Consider the following 8,150-nt stretch of genomic DNA (forward strand, 5'->3'; position numbering starts at 1 on the left):
CGGCGCGCCTCGGCGGGGGTATCGGCTTTTGCGTAGAGAAGGTCGAGCTTGCGCCGGAGCCCGAGCGCTTCCCGGATCTGGCGCAACAGCAACCGAACTTGCGGCGATAAGCGCCCGCCATAACTGTGCAGGGCAGCGGGAGGCCGGGCACCCATCGCCACCGCACCGATGGCTTCGAGTTTTATCAGAGCCTCTTTTGCAGCCGCCGCTAGGTCTGTGTCAGACCAAGCCGCCACCAACCGCGCGCCCAACACCAAGGCCTCATGTTCGGTGGCGGAGAGGGCCAGAGGCGGCAGAAAAAAGCCGGGGCGCAGGACATAGCCAACCCCGGCTTCGCCTTCAATCGGCACGCCGCTTGCCGTCAAATCCGCAATATCGCGGTAGATGGTCCGGGTAGACACTTCGAGCCGCGCCGCCAATTCGTGGGCGCGGCGCAAACGCCCGCCGTGAAGAAGCTGCAAGATCTCGAAAAGTCGATCCGCGCGGCGCATCTTACCTCCGAGGTTTTATCGCATGGCGACGCGCGTGTGGGTATGGCGCATCACCACCGATGGCCCGTGAATAGCGCCGCCGAACGCCGCAAAACCAGGATCGGCCGTAATGGTTGCGGCTGCCTGTTCGGCGGTCGCCAAATCGGCCCACTCAACAATATCGGTCCAACGACCATCCTCACTTTGCGTCAGCCAACGTTGCCGAAAGCCAGGGGCCGCGCGGCACAGGGCTTCGGTTGGCGGTACCGTCGCTAAGAAAGCTTCGCGGGTAATGCCGGGCTTCAGGGAAAATTCAACAATTTCAAACACGCTCATGCGCTGTCTCCTGCTGGGGTTAACGAAGGCGACCCTAGCAGGGGCCTGCTGACAGCATCCCGTCAGCAGGCTTTCCCAGCGCTACTCGATCGTCGGCAAAATCTTCGCCAAGGTCTCAACGATCCGATCGATTTGGTGCTTTTCGATAATCAGCGGCGGCGACAGGGCGATAATGTCGCCGGTCGTGCGGATCAGAACGCCCGCGTCATAGGCTTTCAGGAACGTTTCGAAGGCGCGCGCCGTGGGTTTGCCCGCGCGCGGCTCAAGCTCGATCCCGCCGACAAGGCCGAGATTGCGCACGTCGATAACATGCTTGGTGCCCTTCAAGCTATGCAGCGCGTTTTCGAAATAGGGGGCCATTTCGGCGGCGCGCTCGAACAATTGCTCGTCGCGGTACACGTCCAGCGTGGCGATCCCGGCGGCGGCGGCAATCGGGTGGCCCGAGTAGGTATAGCCGTGGAACAGTTCGATGGTGTTTTCCGGCGCGTTCATGAAAGCATCGTAAATCCCATCGCGCGCGAAAACGGCGGCCATCGGAATAACGCCGTTGGTGATGCCCTTCGCCGTGGTCATCATATCGGGGATCACGCCGAATTTATCGGCCCCGAAGGCGGTGCCCAAACGGCCAAAGCCGGTGATGACTTCATCAAAAATCAGCAGAATGCCGTGCTTATCGCAAATCGCGCGGATTTTTTCGAGATAGCCCTTGGGCGGCACCAGCACGCCGGTGGACCCGGCCAGCGGCTCGACAATAACGGCGGCGATATTGCTGGCGTCGTGCAGGGTGACGATCTTTTCAAGCTCGTCCGCCAGATTGGCCCCATGCTCCGGCTGGCCCTTGGAGAAGGCGTTCTTGGCAATATCGTGCGTATGGGGCAGATGATCGACGCCGGTCAGCAGCGAGCCGAAGAACTTGCGGTTGGTCACAATCCCACCGACCGAGATACCGCCGAAACCAACGCCGTGATAGCCGCGCTCGCGCCCGATGATGCGCGTGCGCGTGCCCTCGCCGCGCGCCCGGTGGTAGGCGATGGCGATTTTCATCGCCGTGTCGACCGCCTCGGAGCCGGAATTGCAAAAGAAGATCGAGTTCAGATCGGCAGGCGCAAGCTGCGCCAAGCGCGAGGCAAGCTCGAATGCACCCGGATGCCCCATTTGAAACGCCGGGGCGTAATCGAGAATCGCCACCTGCTTTTGCACGGCTTCGACGATCTTTTCCCGACCGTGCCCGGCATTCACGCACCATAGCCCTGCCGTTCCATCGAGAATTTCGCGCCCGTCATCGGTCGTATAATACATGCCCTGCGCGCTCACCAGCATACGCGGGGCCGACTTAAACTGACGGTTCGCCGTAAACGGCATCCAGAAGGGGCGCAGGTTGTTAACGCTGGAACGGGTATCATCGGGCATAATCATATCCTTACTCTGCACGGGCTGACCAACTGGTCAAAAACGCTAAAGCGGTTTTGTCTCGGACGGAAGCAGGATTTCACGTCTGCGACGCTCGGCGCGCGCGTGAAAGCCTTGAGTTCGCCTGCTAAGAAAGCCTAGCCTTAGATTATGCCTCACTCGCCTGCCACCGCCACGCCGATTAAAGCCCGCCTTATAAGCGAAGCCCCATCGCGCAGCCTCGTCGTAGGGCTTGCGGGATTGGCGGGGATTGTCAATGCCGCCGGGTTTCACGCCATTGGGCATTTCTCCTCCCATCTCAGCGGTACTGTGGCCGTTTTATCGGAAGAACTGGCGGGAGCGGACTGGACCCTTGCCCTTGTCGCCGTCTGGGTCATCGTCTGTTTTATCGCCGGGGCCGCCACCACTGCCATCATGATGACGTCGCAGCGCGAACGCCACCTGCGCGGGCGTTATGCGCGCTGCCTGATCGTTGAAGCGCTGCTGCTTGTCGGTATTGCCGCCGTCGATCAGTTTATCGCGCCTGGCTCCCATGGGATATTATCCATGCGCGTTCTGCTGCTCTGGGGGGGGCTCAGTTTTCTGATGGGGTTCCAGAACGCCATCGTTACGCAAATTTCCCACGCGCGCATCCGCACGACCCATGTGACGGGGATGATTACCGATATTGGGGTCGCGCTCGGCCAACGGCTCGCCCATTGGCGGCATCCGGATTGGCATCTTCCCAGCGGCTTTGCCCGCAGCCCGGTGATGATGCATGTGATGACCGTCAGCGCCTTTATCGGCGGCGGTATTGCCGGGGTTTTTGGCTATCGCGGGCTTGGGCCGATCTTTTTGCTGCTGGTTGCAGCCGTACTGCTGGCGGTTGGCATTTACGATCTCGCGCGGCGACGGGGATAGCCCGCCGCCGCGCGCGCCCGTTACTCGATTTCGAAAATCGCTTCGACTTCCACCGAGGCATTAAACGGCAGGGAGCCCATGCCGACCGACGAACGGGCGTGCTTACCCGCTTCGCCCAAGACCGACACGAAGAAATCGGACGCGCCATTCATCACCTTGGCGTGATCGGCAAAATCCGGCACGCCGTTGATGAAACCGACGACCTTCACCAGGCGCTTAATCCGCTCCAGACTACCCAGCGAGGCTTTCGCCACCGCCAACACGTTCAGCGCGCAGAGTTGGGCCGCTACGGCCGCCGTTTCCACAGAAACCTCACCGCCGACCTTGCCCGCCGTCGCAAGCTTGCCGTCCTGCATCGGCAGTTGACCCGCCGTGAACAGAAGATTGCCCGTAATGACCCCCGGCACGTAATTCGCTGCGGGCGGCACCACGGCGGGAACGACAATCCCCAGTTCCTTCAGGCGCGTTTCAACCTTACCGGCCATTTTCTCAACTCCTGCTATTGCGTGAGGGCGCGCAACACGCCCGCGACCGACCTAATAGAGTGGTTTTCGGGGAAACGGAAGCGGGGCTATTTCGTCGTCGCCACATAGACGCCGTCCCAATTGGCGGGCAGCGGGTTGATGCGGAACTCCTCGATCCGCTCGATATAGGTATTGTAGAGCGGCTGGGACGGAAGCCCGTCGGACAGCGCCCGACACTCTTCGATCAGGCGCATCGCCTCGTCCCAGCGCTGGCCACGATAGGCGGACAGAAGCTGTTCGTGAGCCTCGGTGAGCTTTTGGAAATTGCTGCTGCTTTTGAGTGCCAGATCACCGATGAGGGTGAAGATACGCACCGGCACCGTCTTGCCCTTCACCTGGATTAAATCGACTTCCAGCATAGCAAAATCCGGCGCGGCGGCGGCGGTTGATTCCCCAATAATATTATCTAGATGATAGGGTTTCGACTGGCCTTCTAAGCGCGCGGCCAAATTCACCGTATCGCCCAAGGTGGAATAGTTAAATTTCTGCGTCGAGCCCATATTGCCAACCACGCAGGGACCGGTATTGAGGCCCATACCGATATTGATGGGAATGAAACGCTTGCCGCTGGCGTCGGCTTCGGCCTTCAGTTCTTCGTTTAGGGAGATCAACGATGTGCGCATATCCAGCACGGTCTGACAGGCGTGACGCACGTGCTCGGCATCGTCGAGCGGCGCGTTCCAAAACGCCATGATCGCATCGCCAATGTATTTATCGATATAGGCCCCGTGGGCGAGGGCAATATCGGTCATCGGCGTCAGATAGCGATTCATGAAGGCGGTGAGGCCTTGCGCATCGAACATTTCCGAAATGGTGGTGAAGCCGCGCACGTCGGTGAAGAGCAGCGTCATTTCGCGGGTTTCCCCGCCGAGCTTCAACTGATTGGGGTCCGACGCCAGCCGATCCACCATCGCGGGCGAGAGGTAGAAGGCAAAGGTATTGCGAATCTGCCGCCGTTGCGCCGCTTCGGCCGCGTAGCTGGCATAGGTGCCGACCATGAAGACGGCAAGCGTTGTGAAAACCGGGGCCGTCGCATCGATCAGCAGGCGATGTTCGCTAAACTCATACCACGCGTAGCCGACCACCCCGGCCGTCGTCCCCATCACCAAAAGCACGGTCCAGCGCGCCCCGACGAGCGGCATACCGACGATAATGAGTAGGCCGCACACCAGCATGAGCAGCATCTCATCCACGACCGAGGTTGCTGGACGGGTGAGCAGCGTATCGGTCAGCATGCTCTCCAAAAGCTGCGCATGAACCTCAACCCCTGGAATATCCTCATCGACGGGCGTGGTACGAAGATCGCGTAAGCCGGCTGCCGATGCCCCGAAAATAATCAATTTATTCTCGATTCGCGCCGGATCGAAGGAGCCTTTTACAACCTCCCGCGCCGAAAGATACCGGGCTTGCGTCTTTTTGGCGAAATGCGGCCATAGGGTCGCTTGGGAGTCGGTTGGAACGAGAATTGGGTTATCGCCCTGAACGAGAATCGATTGAACGCCCATGCCGGGCATCGTATCGACCACATAGTTCGGCAGACCCGCGGCAACCCGGATCATTTCCATCGAGAGCGTCGGGTAGACCTGCCCCCCGATGGAAACCATCGCCGGAACACGGCGCACCACGTTGTCGCCATCGGTGGCATAGTTGAACAAACCGCTGCCCGCCGCTTTCGCTTCGAGCAGGGGCAGATTATGGACGAGCCCGGCATATCGGTAGAGAAAGCCCGCCGGATCGGTGCCCTTTTTCGCAATCCCCGCAATCGGCTTAATGCTAAGGCCGCGCGCATCATCGGCAACCGTTTGCCCAAGAATGGTGGGCGTCTTCGCCAAGACCGTCGCTAACTGCGCGTCCGTATCGGGCAATACGCGCAGTTGGGCGGCGATTTGCGCATGCTCCGGGGGGAGGGCATCGGCGAGGCGTGGGGGCGAGAGCCGGTCGGGTTCGGCAAACACAATATCAAAGCCAATCGCGATTGCGCCCGCCGCCGTTAGTTTTTCGACCATCGAGGCGACGACGGCCCGCGACCAGGGCCACTGCCCGATTTCAGCAAGACTATCTTCGTCGAGATCGATCACCGTCACCAGCGTATCGCTGGCCTCGCGCGGTTTCAGGGTCTGATACGCGTCAAAAGCCTTGAGGCGCAAAATCTGCACCGGCTGCGGATCATTGTAGCGCAATACCAGCAGGCCAATCAGCGCCACCAACGCCATCCAGCGCCCCTGGCCGAAGATTTTCTTGAGGCTCCGCCGAAACCTGAGCCCAAAACTGGGGCGATTATCATTCGCCTCCGCCTCCGGCGCTTCTTTTTTGATCACGTTCGCCGGTTGGTCCTGATTTGCCGCTACCATTGCATCCCTCGCACAACGTCCCGTTCCTTTGTACGGTAATCGCCGCAAATTTGCCGCAGCTTTGTTACCCTTGACGCCAGAACGCTGCCTCCTTAGGGTTCGCGCCAGGATCGGTCGCCCTTAACGGGGCGTGAATAGGGAATCCGGACAGGTTTTCGGGCGAATTTTCAGCCGAAAATCGAAGCCGAGCTGCCCCCGCAACTGTAGATACCGAGCCGCCCCCGCCTTGGGGTTTCCCCAAGGTCAAACATCACTGGCGCATCCGCGTTCGGGAAGATGGGGAGGCGGTGATGACGTATCAGCCAGGAGACCTGCCAATCCAACGCGCGCGCGTCGCAACCACCAGCCGGGGTGTGCTGAGGGGACGGCTCCAACCGTTATGCGATTGCGCCCCTCGCTGGCCGAAATGCCTGCGGGGTCCAATTGCTGTTCGGAAAAAGGAGCGCTTTTATGCGTGTGTCCTCGCGTTTACTTATGTCTCTCTCGCTGCTCGCCCTCCCCGCCGCCGCGCTCGCCCAGGGCATTGGCGCGCCGCCGAGCGATATTCCCACCGCTGTTCTCGAGCCGGTCAATGTCACCGCCCTGCGCCTCCCCAGCCGGGCGGCCGAAACCGGCAGCGCCATTACCGTGATCACCCCGACCGAGATTGAACGGCGCGGCGCGGTTGAAGTGCTTGATCTGCTCAAGCGCGTCCCCGGCGTCGCCATCAGCCGCAACGGCGGTTTCGGCTCCACCTCGGCCATACGGATTCGCGGGTCCGAGACCGGCCAAGTGCTGGTGTTGATTGATGGCGTGCGCGTCAACGATAGCGCCGATGCAAGTGCGGCCTATGATTTCTCTGGTCTCACGGTGGACGGTATCGAGCGGATCGAAATCCTGCGCGGGCCGCAGTCGGCGCTCTATGGCAATGACGCGATGGGCGGCGTGGTGAACATCATTACCCGCAAAGGCCGTGGCCCGGCCAAAATCACCGGGCTTGTCGAAGCCGGAAGCTATCAAACTTTTCGCCAGCAGGCCGGAATTTCGGGCGCGCAGGACGGGTTCGACTATGCCCTGACCGCCGCCCACACCCAAACTAAGGGCTTTTCGCGCATTTACGCCGGGCCGGAAAAAGATGGCGCGGAGCAACTGAGCCTCACCGGGCGCGGCGGCTATCGGTTTTCGGATCAGTTCCGCTTGGGCCTTTCGGGCGGCTATCAAAAACTCGATGCCGATTTCGACCCCAGCGCGACACGCGACGGCCCGGCGTCGGTCGCGACCGAAAAACTCTTTGGGCGCGTCGATGGCACGCTGACGCTGTTGGACGGTAAATTCGAAAATATCCTCTCCATCACCGGCAGCGATACCGAGCGGGATTACGACGAGCCTTTGGGTTTCTACCGCACCTCGCGCTACGAAGGCCGCAGCTATGGCGCGGAATATCAGGGCAATCTGACGCTGTTCGATAAGGATGTCCTGACCGGGGGCCTCGCCACCCGCACCGATAAAGCCCGCACGACGACCGTTGGCAAAGCCGGGCCGCGCTTCAGCCAAGACACTCAAAGCGCCTTCGCCCAATATAAGTGGAAGGCGACGGAAGCCTTCACCGTCACCCTCGGCGGGCGCTACGACGATGTGGAAAGCTTCGGCGGCAAGGGCACCTATCGCGCCACCGCCGCCTACCGCTTCGCCAGCACCGGCACCACCTTGCGCGGCAGTTACGGCACGGGCGCGAAGGCCCCGACCCTGTTCCAGCGCTTCGATCCGCTCTACGGCAATAAGAATTTGGAGCTTGAAACCAGCCGGGGGTTTGATGCGGGGATCGAGCAGGAAATTGGCAAGACGCTGACGCTTTCGGCGGGGGTGTTCCACAACCGGTACCGCAATCTTATTCAGTTCCAAGGGTCGGGCTACACCAACATCGGGCGGGCAACGACGCGCGGGGCGGAATTGGGTGCCACCTGGACCGGCCTGCAAGACCTGACCCTGGCCGCGAATTACACCTTCTTGGAAGCGGAAGACGGCACCACCCATCTGCGCCTGCCTCGCCGCCCCAAGCATACGCTGAACCTGACCGCCGATTACGCGATAACCGAGAAATGGCAGATCGGGGGCGCGATGCGGTTCGTGACGGAGCAAAAAGATAATAGCTTCAGTTCGGACAAAATACCGCCGGGGCT

General features: G+C 60.9%; 7 protein-coding genes and 1 riboswitch. Of the genes, 2 read left to right on the plus strand and 5 right to left on the minus strand.

The genetic code is table 11. From position 1 onward, the window contains the following. The 3 genes from ACIQ36_RS16185 to ACIQ36_RS16195 all read right to left on the minus strand — a co-directional run. A partial coding sequence (locus ACIQ36_RS16185) for a helix-turn-helix transcriptional regulator (RefSeq protein ID WP_395831189.1) occupies nucleotides 1–491 on the minus strand: 491 nt, incomplete at its 3' end. Between the two features lie 15 nt (nucleotides 492–506). Next, on the minus strand, nucleotides 507–806 hold the full coding sequence (locus ACIQ36_RS16190) for a hypothetical protein (RefSeq protein ID WP_395831191.1): 300 nt from the start codon (nucleotides 804–806) through the stop codon (nucleotides 507–509). A gap of 81 nt (nucleotides 807–887) precedes the next feature. After that, nucleotides 888–2,216, minus strand: a complete 1,329-nt coding sequence (locus ACIQ36_RS16195; RefSeq protein ID WP_395831193.1) for an aspartate aminotransferase family protein — start codon at nucleotides 2,214–2,216, stop codon at nucleotides 888–890. Nucleotides 2,217–2,366: 150 nt separating this feature from the next. On the opposite strand from ACIQ36_RS16195, the gene ACIQ36_RS16200 reads away from it, so the two are divergent. Next, on the plus strand, nucleotides 2,367–3,116 hold the full coding sequence (locus tag ACIQ36_RS16200) for a YoaK family protein (RefSeq protein ID WP_395831195.1): 750 nt from the start codon (nucleotides 2,367–2,369) through the stop codon (nucleotides 3,114–3,116). Nucleotides 3,117–3,136: 20 nt separating this feature from the next. On the opposite strand, the gene ACIQ36_RS16205 is transcribed toward ACIQ36_RS16200, so the two are convergent. Both ACIQ36_RS16205 and ACIQ36_RS16210 read right to left on the minus strand, forming a co-directional pair. Then, nucleotides 3,137–3,601 (minus strand): RidA family protein, encoded by a 465-nt coding sequence (locus ACIQ36_RS16205; protein WP_395831197.1) that lies wholly within the window; start codon nucleotides 3,599–3,601, stop codon nucleotides 3,137–3,139. Between the two features lie 86 nt (nucleotides 3,602–3,687). Next, complete coding sequence (locus tag ACIQ36_RS16210; RefSeq protein ID WP_395831199.1) at nucleotides 3,688–5,991, minus strand: CHASE2 domain-containing protein; 2,304 nt, start codon at nucleotides 5,989–5,991, stop codon at nucleotides 3,688–3,690. A 94-nt stretch (nucleotides 5,992–6,085) separates the two neighbouring features. Further along, a riboswitch (cobalamin riboswitch) is annotated at nucleotides 6,086–6,325 on the plus strand. A 116-nt stretch (nucleotides 6,326–6,441) separates the two neighbouring features. Here ACIQ36_RS16210 and ACIQ36_RS16215 point away from each other — a divergent pair. Further along, nucleotides 6,442–8,150, plus strand: a 1,709-nt coding sequence (locus ACIQ36_RS16215) for a TonB-dependent receptor plug domain-containing protein (protein WP_395831201.1), incomplete at its 3' end; no start/stop codon positions are given.

It is taken from the genome of Elstera sp. (assembly GCF_044372965.1).
Taxonomy (GTDB): Bacteria; Pseudomonadota; Alphaproteobacteria; order Elsterales; family Elsteraceae; genus Elstera.

Bases quoted from the DNA above. Each gene is read 5' to 3' on its own strand.
- ACIQ36_RS16195 (WP_395831193.1), bottom strand. From the start codon at position 2,216: ATGCCCGATGATACCCGTTCCAGCGTTAACAACCTGCGCCCCTTCTGG.
- ACIQ36_RS16200 (WP_395831195.1), top strand. From the start codon at position 2,367: ATGCCTCACTCGCCTGCCACCGCCACGCCGATTAAAGCCCGCCTTATA.
- ACIQ36_RS16210 (WP_395831199.1), bottom strand. From the start codon at position 5,991: ATGGTAGCGGCAAATCAGGACCAACCGGCGAACGTGATCAAAAAAGAA.
- ACIQ36_RS16190 (WP_395831191.1), bottom strand. From the start codon at position 806: ATGAGCGTGTTTGAAATTGTTGAATTTTCCCTGAAGCCCGGCATTACC.
- ACIQ36_RS16205 (WP_395831197.1), bottom strand. From the start codon at position 3,601: ATGGCCGGTAAGGTTGAAACGCGCCTGAAGGAACTGGGGATTGTCGTT.